Annotated in this window: 16 protein-coding genes; 10 read left to right on the top strand and 6 right to left on the bottom strand. The window is 66.5% G+C overall.

The annotated features are described in order from the left end of the window. Positions 1-7: 7 nt before the first annotated feature. Positions 8-892 carry a hypothetical protein gene (locus O9320_13305; GenBank protein MCZ8311822.1) on the top strand — a complete coding sequence of 295 codons (885 nt, stop codon included), beginning with the start codon at positions 8-10 and terminating at the stop codon, positions 890-892. A gap of 314 nt (positions 893-1,206) precedes the next feature. Here the strand turns inward: O9320_13305 and O9320_13300 are convergent, their stop codons facing one another. Next, a complete protein-coding gene (locus O9320_13300; GenBank protein ID MCZ8311821.1) occupies positions 1,207-1,698 on the bottom strand; it encodes an MGMT family protein in 492 nt (163 codons plus the stop codon). Between the two features lie 179 nt (positions 1,699-1,877). Between O9320_13300 and O9320_13295 the strand changes: the two genes are divergently transcribed. Then, positions 1,878-2,684 carry a DUF3750 domain-containing protein gene (locus O9320_13295; protein ID MCZ8311820.1) on the top strand — a complete coding sequence of 269 codons (807 nt, stop codon included), beginning with the start codon at positions 1,878-1,880 and terminating at the stop codon, positions 2,682-2,684. A 23-nt stretch (positions 2,685-2,707) separates the two neighbouring features. Continuing rightward, positions 2,708-3,190: a GFA family protein gene (locus O9320_13290; protein MCZ8311819.1), complete on the top strand. Its 483-nt coding sequence runs from the start codon at positions 2,708-2,710 to the stop codon at positions 3,188-3,190. A gap of 312 nt (positions 3,191-3,502) precedes the next feature. Here the strand turns inward: O9320_13290 and O9320_13285 are convergent, their stop codons facing one another. Next, a complete protein-coding gene (locus O9320_13285; GenBank protein ID MCZ8311818.1) occupies positions 3,503-3,805 on the bottom strand; it encodes an AzlD domain-containing protein in 303 nt (100 codons plus the stop codon). Then, positions 3,802-4,512: an AzlC family ABC transporter permease gene (locus O9320_13280; protein MCZ8311817.1), complete on the bottom strand. Its 711-nt coding sequence runs from the start codon at positions 4,510-4,512 to the stop codon at positions 3,802-3,804. Before O9320_13280 ends, O9320_13285 begins: the two co-directional genes overlap by 4 nt. 258 nt (positions 4,513-4,770) lie before the next feature. On the opposite strand from O9320_13280, the gene O9320_13275 reads away from it, so the two are divergent. From O9320_13275 to O9320_13250, 6 genes are read left to right on the top strand one after another with little or no spacing between them, the layout of a single operon-like run. Continuing rightward, positions 4,771-6,009, top strand: a complete 1,239-nt coding sequence (locus tag O9320_13275; protein ID MCZ8311816.1) for an LL-diaminopimelate aminotransferase — start codon at positions 4,771-4,773, stop codon at positions 6,007-6,009. Further along, positions 6,006-7,298, top strand: a complete 1,293-nt coding sequence (locus O9320_13270; GenBank protein ID MCZ8311815.1) for a homoserine dehydrogenase — start codon at positions 6,006-6,008, stop codon at positions 7,296-7,298. Before O9320_13275 ends, O9320_13270 begins: the two co-directional genes overlap by 4 nt. 29 nt (positions 7,299-7,327) lie before the next feature. Continuing rightward, a complete protein-coding gene (glpX, locus tag O9320_13265) occupies positions 7,328-8,302 on the top strand; it encodes a class II fructose-bisphosphatase (protein ID MCZ8311814.1) in 975 nt (324 codons plus the stop codon). Between the two features lie 10 nt (positions 8,303-8,312). Continuing rightward, positions 8,313-10,052: a single-stranded-DNA-specific exonuclease RecJ gene (recJ, locus tag O9320_13260; protein ID MCZ8311813.1), complete on the top strand. Its 1,740-nt coding sequence runs from the start codon at positions 8,313-8,315 to the stop codon at positions 10,050-10,052. Between the two features lie 45 nt (positions 10,053-10,097). Beyond that, positions 10,098-10,910 (top strand): HAMP domain-containing sensor histidine kinase, encoded by an 813-nt coding sequence (locus O9320_13255; GenBank protein ID MCZ8311812.1) that lies wholly within the window; start codon positions 10,098-10,100, stop codon positions 10,908-10,910. Further along, entirely contained in the window at positions 10,907-12,202 is a 1,296-nt protein-coding gene (locus O9320_13250) for a pentapeptide repeat-containing protein (GenBank protein ID MCZ8311811.1), read from the top strand. The genes O9320_13255 and O9320_13250 overlap by 4 nt, the downstream gene beginning before the upstream one ends. 34 nt (positions 12,203-12,236) lie before the next feature. Here O9320_13250 and O9320_13245 read toward each other — a convergent pair whose 3' ends face one another. Next, positions 12,237-12,437, bottom strand: a complete 201-nt coding sequence (locus O9320_13245) for a hypothetical protein (GenBank protein MCZ8311810.1) — start codon at positions 12,435-12,437, stop codon at positions 12,237-12,239. Between the two features lie 113 nt (positions 12,438-12,550). Between O9320_13245 and O9320_13240 the strand changes: the two genes are divergently transcribed. After that, positions 12,551-15,583: a DUF748 domain-containing protein gene (locus O9320_13240; GenBank protein ID MCZ8311809.1), complete on the top strand. Its 3,033-nt coding sequence runs from the start codon at positions 12,551-12,553 to the stop codon at positions 15,581-15,583. On the opposite strand, the gene O9320_13235 is transcribed toward O9320_13240, so the two are convergent. Continuing rightward, positions 15,580-16,257: a cupin domain-containing protein gene (locus tag O9320_13235; GenBank protein ID MCZ8311808.1), complete on the bottom strand. Its 678-nt coding sequence runs from the start codon at positions 16,255-16,257 to the stop codon at positions 15,580-15,582. The genes O9320_13240 and O9320_13235 overlap by 4 nt on opposite strands. Then, positions 16,244-17,020, bottom strand: coding sequence for an SDR family NAD(P)-dependent oxidoreductase (locus O9320_13230; protein ID MCZ8311807.1), 777 nt, complete (start codon positions 17,018-17,020; stop codon positions 16,244-16,246). The genes O9320_13235 and O9320_13230 overlap by 14 nt, the downstream gene beginning before the upstream one ends. Positions 17,021-17,030: the final 10 nt, after the last annotated feature.

Raw genomic sequence — 17,030 nt, 5'->3', positions numbered from 1 at the left:
CATCTCCTTGATCGGATTTTCTTTTCTGGCCCTCGGGGGATGCACCGAGCAGGGGCCAGATCGCGCCGTCTGGCAGGCCACGAAAGACGCTGCAAATGCGGTCGGCAACGTGTTCGCGTCCGACACGCCCAAACCGGCCGCCATCGACGCGCCCGATCCCGGCGACACGCCCTATCCGAACCTCGCCGTGGTCCCCCGCCGCCCGGCACGGCCCGATGCGCAAACGCTTGCGACCGAACAGGCCGCCCTCGTCGGCCAACGCCAGGCCTCGCAGAATTTCGATACGCAGCTGCGCGCGATCGATCCGGTGCTGAACCCGACCAGCCGCCCGCCCGAGCCGCCGGCGATTGCGGCCGCACTTGCGCCCGTCGAAGCGGTGCCGGTTGGATCGGCGCCCGCTGGGACCGCGCCGCGCGTGCCAGCGCCGCTTGCTGCCCCGGCGATCGCGACGCCGTCGGCGGTCGCCGCTCCAGCACCGCAAACGGCCGCTTTGCCGCCGTTTGTGCCGCCGGTTTTGGCACCGGCCACGATTCCGGCCGCCATCCCCGTTCCCACGCCAGCCGCTCCGCGACCGGCGGCTGCATCTGCGCCGCGTGCAACCGCCAACACGGCATGGCTGGTCGGCGAGGTGGCGTTCGCCGAGGGCTCGCCGCTTTTGACCGCCGAGGCCCGCCGCACGCTGCGCACCGCGGTGGTGGCGGCCAACGAACAGGGCGGGGCGGTCCGCATCACGCCGATTGCCGGGAACCTTGCGGGCCCGCAGGACGGGGCGTTGGCGCCGCGCCGCATGGCCGCAATGGCGGGCGAGTTGGAGGCGCTGGGATTGTCACGGGATAAAATCCGCATCGACGCCGGCGGCTTCCGAAACGCGCGGGTTGCCGTCGAGTTCTGACGCCCATCGAGCGGTGCGACAACGACGCGACATCGATGCGTCTTTGGCGCGACCAAGACGCGACATGCACGCGACATAGACGCGACATTTCTCTGAGGTTTCATCTCTAATATACTGTTTTTAAAACTTTCTGTTTTCTAATACGCGACGTTTTTGGTTCTTTTTGCCGTGCGCGACAAACAGCTGCATAAGCACCCGCATCGCCGGGCGGTCGAGAAATCGTCTTCACCATGTCAAACAGCGTTACCGGAATTACCCTATCAGTAATTCAGCCTATTTAGTATCAAAATCATAATTACGATGCCGAAAAGGCCTCACACATCGTCGAGGTCGGCCTTGCGGGCCGCGAAGTCGTAAACGGCGAATTGCTTGCGCAAGGGCGAGCTGCGCACACCTTCGGCCGCCAGCAAGGCGGCCTGGCGCTCGACGCCGCCGGGCAGTTTGGGATTGAGGAAGCCGCCGCTTTTGAGCACGCGCCACCAGGGCGTGAGGGCATCGACGGCAACGCCGGATGCCCGGCGCTCTTCGGCCGCGCGCGCGCACATATTGGCGAAGATCGCAGTCGAGACCGGGCAGGCGACGGCGACCTTGTGGCGCTTGGCGAGAGCCTGGCGCAGATCGTCGAGCGTTGCGACGTGGCCCGGCTCGATGCGCCTGATCAGCGCGTCGATTTCGGCCGGGCTCGAGACGACCATCGCCCCGCCCTTGGCCTCGCGATAGCCGGGCGCACCCGGCGGAATCTGATGCACGATATGCGGGACCCGCCCATTTTCCAGATGTTCGATCGCACTGCGTTTGCGCGCCATGGCCTGCCTCGTTTGCGTCACGTTGTCGAGGCACGCTTAACGCAGGGCCCGGCCCCAGGGGAATAAGGCATGTTTGTTCGCGGAGCGTTCATCGCAACCACAGGCGATTGACCGGCTCGCGTACGGATGCAATTTTGAACGTGGCGCTTCGCGCTGCGAATGGAAAGAGGGATACGTCAATGCGAGGTACGCCAACGGCTTCGTCGCGCGGCAACAAGGCCCGATCCGCCATGCGGCGCGTGGGCATCGCCCTCGCGTTCCTGCTTGCGGGGCCGTTTGCCGTGTTCGTCTCCGGCACCACGCACGGCCAGGATTGGCGCACGGCAAGCCGGGCGAGCATGGGCACGGCCCCACTGGCGCACGAAACGCCGCAAGCGATGGTGCAGGTCTACGGTGCCCGCGCCTTGAGCTGGCGCGGCATTTTCGGGGTGCATACCTGGATCGCGATCAAGCCGGCCCAAGCGCACGAATGGACGACCTTCGAACTGATCGGTTGGCGCGCCTTGCGCGGCGGCGACGGTCTTGTTGTCACGAACGGCCCGCCCGACCGGCGTTGGTTCGGTGCCGAGCCCGAGCTTTATGCCGAGATTGAGGGGGCTGCGGCCGAGGCCGCGATCGCGCGCATTGTGGCGGCGGCCGACGCGTATCCCTATCGGCGCAGCTACACGCTCTGGCCGGGGCCGAATTCGAACACGTTCACGGCGATGGTGGCGCGTGCGGCACCTGAATTGCGGCTCGATCTGCCGCCGACCGCGATCGGCAAAGACTATCTGGGCGGCGACGTGTTCGCTGCATCCACACCGAGCGGGACGGGCGTGCAGGTGTCGCTGTGGGGCTTGCTCGGGATTGCAGCCGCGCGCGAAGAGGGGCTCGAGGTCAATATTGCGGGGCTCACGTTCGGCATCGATCCGCTGGGGCTCGCCATAAAACTGCCCGGCATCGGGCGCGTGGGCGCACCGCGCGAAACGCAGCGCGACAGCGAGTAGCATTGAAGTTGAAAGGGCTTCGCATGGCCGGGGATAGGACCGCGATTTTCGAGGGCGGGTGCACGTGCCGTGCGGTGCGCTACCGCTTTGCGGTGCGCCCGATGTTCGTCAATTGCTGCCATTGCCGCTGGTGCCAGCGCGAGTCTGGCAGCGCTTTTGCCGTAAACGCGATGGTCGAAACCGAGCGGCTTGAGATTGTTGGCGGAAAGCCCGAGACGGTCGCAACGCCGTCCAACAGCGGCAAGGGCCAGCACGTCGTGCGCTGCCCCACCTGCCGCGTGGCGCTGTGGAGCCATTATGCGGGGGCGGGGACGAAGATCGCCTTCATCCGCGTCGGCACGCTCGACGAACCGGATCGGCTGCCGCCCGATATCCATATCTTCACCGCTTCCAAGCAGCCGTGGGTCGTGCTGCCGCCGCACACGCCCGCGATGGAAGAATACTACGACCGCGAGAAATACTGGCCGGCCGAAAGCCTCGCGCGCCGGCGTGCGATCGGCGCCTGAAGGCGCGTCCGACAGGCAAAAAGACCGTTCGGTCATATTCATGTCTATGGCCCGTTTGTCGAAAAATCCGAGATCTTCGACGCGTATTTCGAGCGCATGCGCCCGCCGCTGGCCCGGCTCGAAGCCTATTTCGACACGATCTTGGGCTACGCGCGCGGCAAAAGCGGGCAGGGCTGCCGCTCGACCCCTACGACCGCAACACGTACTGCGGCGGCGGGGCCAAGGGCTCTACCGACTACGGCCAAGCGGCCTGATCGGCGGCAAGGCAAAAAAAGGGGGGCGGCAGCGCTCCCCTTTTTTGTGTCTGCGATTTCAGAACAGCGCGCGCAAGCCTGCGACCGCAACCACGCCGATCATAGCACCTAGAACGTCGCTGCCGGTGAGCTTCGTTGCGATCGCGACCACGCCGAGGGCCGCGAGTTCGGCGGGATTGCCGCGTGCTACGACGGGCGCGCAGATGCCGACCATCACGGCAAGCGGCGTTGCGCGCAATGCGGCTTCGAGGCGCGGCGTGATCGGCACGAAGCGCATCAGGAAAAAGCCCGCCGCGCGGCAGAAAAACGCAACCGCACCGGCGACCAGCAGCACCGTGAGGATGTCGGGGCGGATATTCATGGCGCCGTTGCCGTTGGCGCGGGCGGCTTGAAGCGCACATAGGCAACGAGGCCACCGACCAAGCCCGCCGCCACAATCGTCCAGCCGCCGGGTGCGAAGCGGTCGACGAGCAACGCGGTTGCGGCCGCCGCGATCACACCGCTCCAACTGCGCTGCAATTTGAACATGCTGAGGCCCATCGCGGCCGAAAACGCGACGAGCATGAAGTCGAGCCCCAGCAAAGCCGGGTTGGCGACGAGGCCGGCGGCGACCACGCCGGCGAGCGTGCCGAGCAGCCACGGAAAGAACATCGCGATGCTGGCCCCGAACGGAAAGCCGCCGTCGCGCTCGCCCTTGGCATAGGCCTGCATCGACAGAACCCAGCTGCCGTCGCCCATGAAAAACAGCATCGGATAGGTCTGGTAAGCGGGCAATGTACCGAGCCAGGGGCGGAACGCGGCGCTGTAGAGCAGATAGCGCGCATTGAGCAGCAGCACCGCGAGTGCGATCGCAAGCGTGGCGGTGCTCGCACTCGCCCCAAGTGCGCTCACCGTCGCAAGCTGCGCTGTGCCCGAATAGATGAGTGCGCTCATCGTCATGGCTTCGGCCAGCGACAGGCGCGCTTCTTGGGCGAGCAGGCCAAATGCAACGCCGTACGCAAACACGCCCACAGCCATCGGCTGGGCGCGGAAGAAGCCGCGCTTGATGCCGTTCCAGCTATAGGCCACGGGCGGGGGAACCGGGTTTGCGATGGCGCGTCGTGTCCTTTTTAATCGGTTGGTTTCGTTTTAGAATCGCAGCTGCCATGCAGCAACCAAACCGCTTGCATGTCTTCTATCCGGTTTTTGCAGGCCGCAGCGCCGAAACCCCCTTTTTTCCGGATGCGTTTGCAGGGTGTTCGCTGTAGATAGAGGACCCGCGAACCGGGCTTTTTGGCTCGATTCTGCCCCGCTGCTCCGTCGTTGAGGAAAAGGCCTCGTACCGCCATGCAAGACGATTTCTATCGCATCAAGCGCCTGCCGCCCTACGTGTTCGCCGAAGTGAACGCGCAGAAGGCCAAGGCCCGCGCCGTCGGCGACGATGTGATCGATCTTGGCATGGGCAATCCCGATCTGCCCACGCCCGCGCACATCGTGGCGAAGCTGACCGAGGCCGTGCAGGATCCGCGCACGCACCGCTATTCGATGTCGAAGGGCATTCCCGGCCTGCGCCGCGCGCACGCGGCCTATTACGGCCGCCGCTTCGGCGTCGAGCTCGATCCGGAAACCGAGACGATCGTCACACTCGGCTCGAAGGAAGGCCTCGCCAATTTGGCGCAAGCGATCACGAGCCCCGGCGATGTGATCCTGGTGCCGAACCCGAGCTATCCGATCCATCCCTACGGCTTCATCATGGCGGGCGCTTCGATCCGCCATCTGCCGACCGACGTGTCCACGCCGGCCGGCGTGGAAGCGTTTTTCGGGGCCATGGAGCGCGCGGTCAAGCACTCGGTTCCCAAGCCCTTGGCGCTGATCTTAAACTATCCGTCGAACCCGACGGCGCAGGTCGTCGATCTTGCGTTTTACGAGCGCTGCGTTTCGTTCTGCCGCGAACACAAAATCTGGATCCTGTCCGATCTTGCGTATTCGGAGATCTATTTCGACGACGTTCCGCCGCCCTCGATCCTGCAAGTGCCGGGGGCCAAGGACGTCGCCATTGAATTCACCTCGATGAGCAAGACCTATTCGATGGCCGGCTGGCGTGTGGGCTTCGCCGCCGGCAACAAGACGCTGATCAAAGCGCTCGCGCGCATCAAAAGCTATCTCGACTACGGCGCGTTCACGCCCGTGCAGGTGGCGGCCGCCGCCGCCCTCAACGGGCCGCAGGATTGCGTCGTCGAGGCGCGCGAGATCTACAAGCAGCGCCGCGACGTGCTGATCCAGGGTCTGCAGCAGGCGGGATGGGACGTGCCCAATCCGCCCGCTTCGATGTTCGCCTGGGCGCCGATCCCGCCGCAATATGCGGCGCTGGGATCGCTCGAATTTTCGAAGCTCCTGATGCGCGAGGCCAAGGTTGCGGTCTCGCCCGGAATCGGGTTCGGCGAATACGGCGACACGCATGTGCGCCTCGCCCTCGTGGAAAACGTGCAGCGCATCCGCCAGGCTGTGCGCGCGATCAAACAGTTCATGGGCGCACCCGAGCGCCTGCCCGAACCGCCGACGCAGAAGAAAAAAGCCGCCGTATGACCGCTCCCCTTCGTATCGCCATCGCAGGTCTCGGCACGGTCGGTGCCGGGGTCGTGCAGCTTCTGGCCAAGAACGGCACCTTGATTGCCGAACGCGGCGGCCGGCCGCTCGAGATCGTCGCGGTCAGTGCACGCGACCGCAAGAAGGGCCGTGGGCTCGATCTTGGCAAGATCGCGTGGTTCGACGATGCGGCCGCAATGGCGAGCCAAGCGCCGTGCGACGTGGTCGTCGAACTCATCGGCGGCTCGGAAGGTGTCGCGCGCGCCGTGTGCGAAAACGCGATCGCCGCCGGACGCCACGTCGTGACGGCCAACAAGGCGCTGCTCGCCCATCACGGGACTTCGCTTGCGGCATCGGCCGAAGCCAAGGGCCTCACGATCGCCTACGAAGCGGCGGTGGCGGGCGGCATCCCGATCATCAAGGCGATCCGCGAAGGCTTGGCCGCCAACCGCATCTCGCGCGTCTACGGCATCCTGAACGGGACGTGCAACTACATCCTCACGCAGATGCGCAAGACCGGTGCCGCTTTCGGCGACGTGCTCGCAGAAGCGCAGAAGCTCGGCTACGCCGAAGCCGATCCGAGCTTCGACGTGGACGGCGTGGACGCAGCGCACAAGCTTGCCGTGCTCGCCGGTGTCGCGTTCGGCACCAAGATCGATTTTGCGGGCGTGCATGTCGAAGGCATTCGCCGCGTGGGTGCTGAAGACATCCAGTTCGCGCGCGAGCTTGGCTACCGCATCAAGCTGCTCGGCATCGCCGAGCTCGGGCCGAACGGCCTCATGCAGCGCGTGCATCCGTGCATGGTGCCGCTCGAAACGCCGATCGCGCATGTGGAAGACGTCTACAACGCGGTCGTGGCCGAAGGCGATTTTGTCGGCCGCCTGGTGTGCGAAGGGCGCGGGGCAGGGGCCGGGCCGACGGCGTCGGCGGTCGTCGCCGATCTCGTCGATATCGCGCACGGGCGCCGGCCGATGACGTTCCAAGTGCCCGCCGGCAAACTCGCGGAGCCAGCGCGCCTCGGCATTTCGGCACGGCGCGGCAGCTACTATATCCGCCTCGACGTTGTCGACCGGCCCGGCGTGATCGCCGACGTGACGGCCGCGTTGCGCGACGAGGCGGTGAGCCTTGCCTCGATGCTGCAGCGCGGGCGCGCACCCGACGAGCGCGTGCCCGTGGTACTCGTGACGCACGAAACCTCGGAAGCCGCGATGGCCAAAGCCTTGGCGCGCATTTCCGCACTCGGGGCCGTGCTCGAGCCGCCGGTCGTGGTACGGATCGAAAGTCTTTGAGCAGAACTGAACGCGACGGAGTCCCAACGATGCCCAATGCCTCTTTGCATCTCGACCGCAACCTTGCGCTTGAAGTCGTGCGCGTAACTGAAGCGGCGGCCCTTGCCGCGTCGCGCCTGATGGGGCGCGGCGACGAGAAGGCGGCCGACCAGGCGGCGGTCGACGCGATGCGCAAGGCGCTCAACTCGCTCGCCATCGACGGCACGGTCGTTATCGGCGAAGGCGAGCGCGACGAAGCGCCCATGCTCTATATCGGCGAGAAAGTGGGCCAAGGCGGCCCGCGCGTCGACATTGCGCTCGATCCGCTCGAAGGGACGACCATCACCGCCAAAGGCGGGCCCAACGCGCTTGCCGTGATCGCGATGGCCGAGCAGGGCGGGTTCCTCAACGCGCCCGACGTCTACATGGACAAGATCGCCGTCGGCGGCGGCCTGCCCGAAGGTGTCGTCGATCTCGACAACAGCCCTGAGACCAATCTCAAGAATCTCGCCAAGGCCAAGGGCGTGGACATCGCCGATCTCGTGACCTGCATTCTCGACCGGCCGCGCCATGCCGAGCTCATTGCCAAGGTGCGCGAGGCGGGTGCCCGCATCATGCTGATCTCGGACGGCGACGTGTCGGGCGTGATCGCGACGTCGAGTGCGGGCTCGGGCGTCGATCTTTATATGGGCTCGGGCGGCGCACCCGAAGGCGTGCTGGCGGCGGCGGCGTTGCGCTGCATCGGCGGCCAGATCCAGGGGCGCTTGTTGTTCCGCAACGACGACGAGCGCGGCCGTGCCGCCCGTCTCGGCGTCAAGGATCTTTCGAAGAAATACACGATCCTCGAACTTGCCAAGGGCGACGTGATGTTCGCGGCGACGGGGGTGACCGACGGCTCGATGCTGAAGGGCATTCGCCGCTTTCCGGGCGGCTCGTCCACGCACTCGATCGTGATGCGCTCGAAGACAGGTACCGTGCGCGTGATCGAAGCCACGCACAATCACCGGGTGAAGCCCGGCCCTTGAGCGCAATGCGATGAGCTTCGCCGGGCTCGAGCGCTCGGTCCTCGGGCGGCGCTGGCAGCCGCGCCTGGGCGATGCGCGCGCGGCGATGGCTCTTGCCCAGCGTGCGGGCTTGAGCGAGACGGTCGCGCGCATTCTGGCGGGGCGCGGTGTGGATGCCGAGCACGCGGCTTCGTTTCTCGCCCCCAAAATCCGCGATGCGATGCCCGATCCCTCGCATCTCAAAGACATGGACAAGGCGGTCGACCGGCTCATCGCCGCGATCGATGCGGGCGAGCCGATCGCGATTTTCGGCGACTACGACGTCGACGGTGCGACGTCGGCAGCCTTGCTGCACGGCCATCTCGAAGCGCTGGGCGCCAAAGTTCGCCACTACATCCCCGACCGCATGAAAGAAGGCTACGGCCCCAACGCGCCGGCCTTGCTGATGCTCGCGCAAGAAGGCGTGCGCGTGGTGGTGACGGTCGATTGCGGCACCACCGCGCATGCGCCGCTTGCGGCGGCGGCCGAAGCCAAGCTCGACGTCATCGTCGTCGACCACCATGCGGCGGAGGTGTCGCTGCCGCAGGCGTTCGCGATCGTCAATCCGAACCGCATCGACCAGACGAGCGAGCTTGGCCAGCTCGCGGCCGTGGGTGTCGCGTTCCTGCTGCTCGTGGCGCTGAACCGCACCTTGCGCAAGCGCGGGCGCGACGCACCCGATCTGCTTGAAGCGCTCGATCTGGTCGCACTCGGCACCGTCGCGGACGTGGTACCGCTGACCGGCCTCAACCGCGCCTTCGTGGCGCAAGGCTTGAAGGCGATCGCGGCACGGGCGCGCGTCGGCATTGCGGCCTTGGCCGACGTCGCTGGCTTGGCCGAAACGCCGCAGGCTTTTCATTTGGGCTTTCTGCTGGGCCCGCGCGTCAATGCCGGCGGGCGCGTGGGCGAGGCGGATCTGGGCGTGCGCCTGTTGACCACGCGCGATCCGATCGAGGCGACCGATCTTGCCAAGCGCCTCGACGGCTACAATCGCGACCGCCAACGCATCGAAGCCGAGGTGCTGGCTGCGGCACTTGCGCAAGCCGAAGGGAACCCAAACGATCTCACGCTCGTGGCGGGCGAGGGCTGGCATCCGGGCGTCATCGGCATCGTCGCAAGCCGCCTCAAAGACCGCTTCGATCGGCCGGCCTTCGTTGTGGCGCTCGACGGCGACGTGGGAAAAGGCTCGGCGCGATCGGCCTTCGGCTGGGACATCGGCGCTGCGACCATCGCCGCGCGCCACGCCGGTCTGCTTATCAACGGCGGCGGCCATGCCAACGCCGCAGGCCTCACCGTCGCGCGCGATGCGTTGCCGGCGCTGCGCGCCTTTCTCGACGCGCATCTGGCCGAACATCTGAAGCGCGCGTCGCGCGCGACCGTGCTCGACTACGACGACGTGGTGCCGCTCTCGGCCGCAACGCCCGCGTTTCTCGACGAGCTCGAACAAGTTGGCCCGTTCGGCATGGGCAACCCCGAGCCGCGCTTCGTGCTCGCGGGCGTGCGCATCGCCAAGGCCGACGTCGTCGGCACCAACCATGTGCGCTGCTTCCTGCAGGATGCGCGCGGCGCAAGGCTTGCAGCGATTGCGTTCCGCAGCCTCGACAGCGAACTTGGGAGCCTGCTGCTGCGCGGCGACGGCGCGCCGCTGCATCTTGTCGGGCGTCTCAAGCGCGACGCGTATCGCGGGGCCGTGCGCGTGCAGTTTCATATCGAGGATGCTGCGGGCGCATAGCGCTCTTAAACAAGCCTTCACCAATTTGAACTAATGATCGTTCTTATGGACAGGCAGGGATCATCGCCGATTGAAGCCGCTCTCGCCGCCGAGCAAGCGCGGCGCCGCGATGCCGAACGGCGCTTGGCCGAACAGCGCCAGTTGCTCGCGCGTCTGGTGCACGATTTTCGCAGTCCGCTCAACGCCATCGCAGGCTTTGCCGAGATCATGGAAGGCGGTCGTTTCGGCCCGCTCGGCGATCCGCGTTATGCGGGCTATGCCCGCGATATCCGCGTTTCTGCCTTGCAGTTGGCGGAAACCGTCACCCAACTTCTCGACCAGACCAAGTTCGAGGAGAGCCAGTACCGCCTCGAGGACGAGCGGGTGAACTTGCGCGAAATCGTCGAAGGCTGTGCGGCCACCATCGGCGGACTTGCCGTCGCCAAAGGTATCGCGCTTGCGATCGAATATCGCGCTGAAGTGGCGTTGTCGGCCGACCGCCGGGCGTTGCACCAGATTATTGTTAATCTGGTTTCCAATGCAGTGAAGTTTTCGGCGCCGAACGCGACGGTCGCGCTCGACGTCGATCGCGATGCGGCGGGCCGCGCCGTTCTCACCGTCGCCGACGGCGGGTGCGGCATTGCATTGGCCGACCTGGATCGTGTAAAAATTCCCTACGCGCATTCGAGCCTCGGCTCAAGCGGCGAGGCTGGCACCGGCCTTGGACTCTCGATCGTTGCGATCCTTCTCGAACAGCACGGCGGCACCTTGGAAATCGACAGCGTTCCGGGCAAAGGGACATCGGTGCGCGCGATATTCCCCGAATGGCGCAGCGGTGCGGCCGACCGCGCGGCCGCCGCCAAGTGGACCTGGCGATGAGCGGCCGCACGCTTGTGCGCATCGACCGTGCGACGTTGCGCGAACTTGCCGCGTCGAACGTGCGCTTCATGCGCCGCGATCCCGCCGGGCGGCGCGCCAAGCTTGCCTTCTACGATCTTTCGGGCATGGAACTCGACGGGCTCGATCTGTCCGGTGCCGATCTCACGGGTGCGCGCCTCAAAGGCTGTTCGGCGCGCGGCACGCGGTTCGTCGGCGCCACGCTGTTCTGCGCGGATCTGCGTTTTGCGCGCCTGCAGAACGCCGACCTGTCGCGCGCCGATCTGCGCGGCGCCAATCTGCGCGGGTCCGATCTCAGCGATGCGAACATGCGCGACGCCGATATGCGCGAGGGGGAACTCGCGCGCCAAGGCAATGGCGGCCAGACCGATGGCACGGTCGGCGGTGCCGTCGATGCGGCGACAGCGACGCTGAGGGGGGTGGATCTCTCGGGCGCGCGACTTTCGCAGACCATCGCCATGCAGGTCGATCTCAGCGACGCCAAACTCGTGGGCGCTTCGCTCGACGGCGTGGATTTCCGCAACGCGAACTTTACCGGCGCCGATCTGCGCAAGGCCGACTTGCGCAACTGCAACATGACGGGCGCCAATTTGCGCGGATCGCTGATGCTGGAAACCGTCCTTGCGGGCGTGGTTCTGGGCGAAGCCGACGCGACGGGAGCCATCCTCGACGCCGACATGCGCGCGGCGTTCGCGCGCGCGGGCAATGCCAGTGCGAAGCTGCGCGAAATGGACGGTTCGATCGACGAAGCGCTCGCCGAACATGCGCGCTGGATCGCAACCCAGGGTGCGGCTGGCAAGCGGCTCGATCTGTCGAGCGTCGATCTCACCGGCTACGGCTTCGACGGCAAGGATCTGTCGGGGGCCGTGCTGCGCAATTCGGTTGCCTCGCGCGCGAGTTTCCGCGGCGCCATCCTGGTGCTGACGGATTTCGCGTCGGCCGATCTTTCGCATGCGGATTTCACCGGCGCCGATCTGCGCGCAGCCACGTTCAAGCGCGTCTATCTGGCCGACGCCAAAATGGCGGACACCAATCTGCAGCCGGTTCGTTTGGGCGGTGCCGCAGGCCAGATTATGGGCGCCAATTTCGAGCGCGCGCGCCTTTGGCGTGCCGATCTGTCGCGCGCGGTCTTGCGCAAAGCCGTGCTCTCGCACGCCGATTTTTCAGAAGCGGTGCTGCGCGCGGCCGACCTGCGCGAGGCCAATCTCGACGGCGCGCAGTTCGCACAGGCCGACTTGGCCAATTGCTTGGCCGACGGCCCGCTTCCGAACTGAGCGCTGCCGAACTGAACGCTGCCGAACTGAATCTTTAGGCTTCGACGTCCAGCGTTTTGCCGCGCCCGCTGGCGGCGGGCGGTGCGATCGTCGAAACGAGATCGACCAGCGCTGCTTGCGCGTCGTTGGCTGCATTGAAAGCCGAGATGGCGGCGGCTTGCTTGACGTCGGAATTGGCGCTCGACAGCGAGGCAATCGCTTTTTCGCCGGCGACCGAAGAAATCGTGAGCGACATCGGGATTCTCCCAAATAAAGGCGCTTGAACGACCGTTGTTGTAGCACGCCGGGCCTAGCTTGTGTCGCGAAAACTTTATCGTCTGCCGTTCTTGCCTTATTCTCAGTCGCTTGATGGAGACGCGCAAAATCATGGCGAGCCTGCGGCAAGCCCGCGTGCGTTGGATTGCCGCCTTTGCGTTGGCGTTTGCCGCTATGGGCGGTCTGGCCGTTGTATGGGCGCCTGATTTTGCCCTGCGTTATGCGGTGCGTCAGGGGGCGGCCTTGGCCGGGCTGCAGCTGGTCGGGCTCGGCCAGGCTTCGGTGTCGTTGCGCGCGGGCGAAATTCTGCTGGGCGGCGTCGAGCTTGCGCAGATGCAGCCGGTGCTAGGTGCCGAGCCGGGCTTGCGCGTGGGCAGCCTCGATCTGCGGTTCGATTGGCGCAAGCTGCTGGCCGGCCGCTTGGAGTTGCCGCGCCTGCATGTGGAGGGGCTCGCCCTTGCGCTGGTGCGCAAGCCAGATGGCGGTTTTGCCGTCTCGGGCGTGGCACTTGGCGGTGGCGCACCTGCGCGGCCGGGCCTCGCACCGTCCAAGACGCAAGGGCTCGGCTTCGACTGGCCGATCGGCATCGGCGTTGCCGAAATCGTCGGCTCGACCCTTGTCTATCGCGACGGCGACGCGTCGTTGGTGCTGAAGATCGACAGCCTCAAGCTCGAGCGCTTCGCCTTCGACGAGCAGCCGCGCAAGCTGCGCTTTGCGCTGGCAGCCACGCTCGGCGACACGCCTTTCACGGTGCGCGGGGCGGCCGATCTCCAGGCACCGTCTTTCGAGGGGCAGGTCGAGATTGCCGGGCTTCCATTGGCCTCGTTTGCGAAGATTGCCGGCCTCGAGCTTGGCGGCACGCTCGAGGCCAAGCTCGACGTCGCCGTGGCACAGCTTGCTGCCGGCCCCAATTTGTCGCTGAGCGGCGAAGCCAGCGTTCGCAGCCTTGCCGTTCCGGCCACGCGTGCGGCTGCCGCTTCATGGAACGGCCGCGTGCGCTGGCAGTCGGTAAGCGGCTTGGCGCTCGACGGCACGCTTACGGCGCAGGATTTCTCGCGCGACACCGATGCCGGCACGCTTGCTGGCGAAAGCCTTGCCTACCGCGGGGCGGCGACGCTTGGGGCCCAAGATGCGCTCGATCTGCGCGGCGATCTTAACCTCGTGCGGCCGTCTTTGCGCGGGCCCGATCTGGCGGTCGACATGCAGACCTTTGCGGCCACGCAAATCCAGGCGACGCGCGCGCGCGACGGCACATTGGCGGTGCGCGGCGGCATCAATGCGACATCGCTCGCGCTGGACGCTGCCGGTACCAAACTGCGCGCGGCCGGCCTCGATCTTGCGCGGCTCGAATTGTCGGTCGCATCTTCGGGCAAGATCGCATTCGGCGGCAATCCGGTCGTTCGCGACGTCGCCTTCGCGCAAGGGACGACGAGTTTCGCGGCGCAAAGCCTATCGGCGGACGCGACCTTGTCGCGCGACGGGAGCTTGCTGCAGTTCGACGGCGCGCTCGAGACGGCGCTTGCGAAGTTCGCCGGCGACGACGTCGAGGCGACGCTGGCGCAGCTGCGCTATCGCGGCGTGCTGGTGCAGCAGGGCGATGCAATTTCCAGCACCGGTGCGTTAGGCCTCGAGCGCGGATCGGCCGCTTCCAAACAGGCGGGGCTCGCGGTTGCGTTCGCCGATCTGCGCCACGAGGGGCGGGCAAGCGTGGCGCCGGTTTTGGCGCTCGCGGGCCGCCTGGCGGCGAGCGACTTCACGCTCGATGCCGCCGACGGGCGCACGCTCGCCGCCATCGGCCGCTTCACCGCCGCCGACCTCGCAGCAGATACCGCCGGAACGCAAGCACCGCGCATCGACATCGAAAATCTGCGCGTCTTGCGCCGCGTGGCCGCCGGCGCGGGGCAGCCCGCCTTTCCGTGGCGGATCGAGGCCGCGCGCGCCGCCATGCGCGATCTGCGCCTCGAAGGCACCCGCGCGGTCGCCGTCAACACGATCCAAATCGATCGCCCGCTGCTGCGCCTCACGCGCACCAAAGAAGGCTGGCTCAGTCTCGATGCCGCGCGCGCGCCGGTGCCCGCCGAAACTGCCGCGGCGCAAACACCTTCCGTGCCCACGCCGATCGCGGCACCGGCACCATTGCGCTATGCGGTGGGGCGCCTGTCGATGGGCGGCGGGCGCGCGATCTTCGAAGATCGCACGCCGCACGCCCCGGTGCGCCTTGCCCTCGACCGCATTGAGGCAAGCATCAGCGACCTCGACAATTTGCGCCCCGAGCGGCCGATCGCGTTTTCGCTGTCGGCGCGCGTGGGCGGTTTTGGGCAGGCAAGCGTGCAGGGAACGGCGTTCGCGTTCGCCCCCTTGCTGTCATTCGATCTCGAACTTGCGGCCAAGGCGATCGATCTGCCGCCGCTGTCGCCCTATGTCGATCTGGCTTTGGGCATCGATCTGCGCACCGGGACGAGCGACGTGGCGGCCACCTTGAGTGCCCGCGACGAGCAGCTTTCCGGCACCACGAAATGGCGCTTCGAGAATCTGCAGATCGACGAACGCGCGCGAGCACCTGACGATCCCGAGCCGAAGCTGCCCGTGGCGACGGTGCTTGGCTTGCTCGCCGATCCCGACGGCACGATCGAGCTCGATATCCCGGTTGCGGGGCCGCTGCGCGATCCGCAATTCGACACGGCCGATGCGGTGCGTCAGGCCGTGGGCGGCGCACTCGAGGGCGCATTGTCGACGACCTTCTCGGTGCTGTTTCCGTTCGGCGCGCTCATCTCGAGCGCGGTCGACAGCGAGCGGCGGGGGACCGCGATCGTGCTGCCGCCGATCGCCTTCGCCGCCGGCAAAAGCGACATCGAAGTCGCCGCTGCCGAACAGCTGTCCGCACTCGTAACCTTGCTCGAGAAGCGCCCGGCCGCGCAGGTTGAGCTGTGCGGCTTCGCGCATGCGGGCGAGATCGACAAGGCCGAGCCTGCCGACCTCGAAGCGCTTGCCGCGGCGCGTTCGGCGGCCGCCAAAGCGCGTCTTGTCGACGGCGGCAAGGTCGCGGCCTCGCGCGTGTTCGAATGCCGCGCGCTCGTCGACGACACGCCCAACGCCAAAGCGCGCGTCGAGATGCGGTTTCTCTAGCCGACGCGCGTTGCAGCCGTCGTTGCGAGATGGCCGGTCTTGACGAGGATGCGGCAACCTTTTGTGCTGAACGGCGTGTGGCGACTGAGATGGGGGCTGGAAATCCAGGTGCCCGCCGGATATTTGCCGTGTTCGTCGGCGAACTCGCCCGCCAAGACCAGAATTTCTTCGCCGCCGAAATGCGAATGCGGCTGGAAGAACGTGCCGGGCTGCCAATCGACAAGGGCCACGTGTTCGGTGCCGTGCGCGTGCAGCGGCATTACCTTTAGGCCCTCGACCAGACCTGGATGCCAGGGCGACGAAGCCGTATCGACGACAACCCGCGCAATGTCCGCAGCGGCGCAGTCGCCACGCCGCACGAAAAGCAGGCAGCCTTCGTCGCTTGACCCTGTGTTTTCGAAACCCGGCGGATTGCGCAGATACGTGCCGGCCGGATATCGCCCGGAGGAGTCCGCATAGGATCCTTCGAGCACGAAGATTTCGCGGCCATGCGGATCGTCGCGTGCGGCACGTCGCGCGCCGGGCGCGAAACGTTCGAACATGGCAGCGTCTTCGCTTCGGCCGTTGGCGTCGGTGAGGATCTTGCGCTGCACGCCGCTGTCTGCGGCATTGCGCCAAACGCCGAAGTCCGGCGCAACGACGATGCGCGCCGCAGTTTGCTCAGTTGTAGGCATTGCGGCCCGCCATGACGCCGCCATCGACGTCCCATACCGCACCGGTGACCCAGGCCGCCTTCGAGGACAGCAGAAACGCAACGGCAGATGCGACGTCTTGCGCGGTGCCGATCCGGCCGATCGGATGGAAGGCGTTGAACCCCTGTAGGGCGGCGTGCACGTCTGCCTTCGGGATGAAGCCTTCATAGATCGGCGTTTCGACGACCGCCGGCGACACGGCATTGACCCGGATGCCGTGGACGCCGAGTTCCATCGCCAGATGCTGCGTCAGCGAATGGAGGCCTGCCTTCGCCATCGAATAGGCCGACGACGGCGTCGCCTGAACGGCCTGTTTGGCCCACATCGACCCGATATTGACGATGGCGCCCGCGCTCTTGCGCGCGATCAGCGACCGCGCCAAGGCTTGGGTCACAAAAAACGTCCCGCGATTTATGTCGTGGTAGCTGTCGTAGTCGGCGGGCGTGTGTTCGACGAAAGAGCGCGGAATGAATCGGCCGGCCGCATTGACCAGGCCGGTGAGGGCGGGGTAGGCGCTTGGCAGTCTTTGTGCGAATTCCGCAACGGCGGAAGCGTCGGCAAGGTCGAGCAACTCGGTCTCGACCGTGCCGAGCTTCGCGAGGTCGCGCTTGGCCGCATCCAGTTTGTCCTTGCCGCGTGCGGCGAGCACGACGCTGCCGCCCGCGCGCAGAATTTCGGCCGCCGTTGCCGACGCCATGCCGCCCGAGCCGCCGAGGATCAGCGTTTGTGTGTTTGCGAACTCCATATTAGCCTCT

The sequence above is a fragment of the Magnetospirillum sp. genome, assembly GCA_027532905.1.
Classification (GTDB): domain Bacteria; phylum Pseudomonadota; class Alphaproteobacteria; order CACIAM-22H2; family CACIAM-22H2; genus Tagaea.
This window is presented reverse-complemented; position numbering and strand designations above follow the sequence as displayed.

Coding starts and splice junctions, on each gene's coding strand:
- O9320_13235 (MCZ8311808.1), bottom strand. CDS start 16,257: ATGCCTACAACTGAGCAAACTGCGGCGCGCATCGTCGTTGCGCCGGAC.
- O9320_13245 (MCZ8311810.1), bottom strand. CDS start 12,437: ATGTCGCTCACGATTTCTTCGGTCGCCGGCGAAAAAGCGATTGCCTCG.
- recJ (MCZ8311813.1), top strand. CDS start 8,313: ATGAGCTTCGCCGGGCTCGAGCGCTCGGTCCTCGGGCGGCGCTGGCAG.
- O9320_13295 (MCZ8311820.1), top strand. CDS start 1,878: ATGCGAGGTACGCCAACGGCTTCGTCGCGCGGCAACAAGGCCCGATCC.
- glpX (MCZ8311814.1), top strand. CDS start 7,328: ATGCCCAATGCCTCTTTGCATCTCGACCGCAACCTTGCGCTTGAAGTC.
- O9320_13285 (MCZ8311818.1), bottom strand. CDS start 3,805: ATGAATATCCGCCCCGACATCCTCACGGTGCTGCTGGTCGCCGGTGCG.
- O9320_13275 (MCZ8311816.1), top strand. CDS start 4,771: ATGCAAGACGATTTCTATCGCATCAAGCGCCTGCCGCCCTACGTGTTC.
- O9320_13255 (MCZ8311812.1), top strand. CDS start 10,098: ATGGACAGGCAGGGATCATCGCCGATTGAAGCCGCTCTCGCCGCCGAG.
- O9320_13270 (MCZ8311815.1), top strand. CDS start 6,006: ATGACCGCTCCCCTTCGTATCGCCATCGCAGGTCTCGGCACGGTCGGT.
- O9320_13240 (MCZ8311809.1), top strand. CDS start 12,551: ATGGAGACGCGCAAAATCATGGCGAGCCTGCGGCAAGCCCGCGTGCGT.
- O9320_13290 (MCZ8311819.1), top strand. CDS start 2,708: ATGGCCGGGGATAGGACCGCGATTTTCGAGGGCGGGTGCACGTGCCGT.
- O9320_13300 (MCZ8311821.1), bottom strand. CDS start 1,698: ATGGCGCGCAAACGCAGTGCGATCGAACATCTGGAAAATGGGCGGGTC.
- O9320_13250 (MCZ8311811.1), top strand. CDS start 10,907: ATGAGCGGCCGCACGCTTGTGCGCATCGACCGTGCGACGTTGCGCGAA.
- O9320_13230 (MCZ8311807.1), bottom strand. CDS start 17,020: ATGGAGTTCGCAAACACACAAACGCTGATCCTCGGCGGCTCGGGCGGC.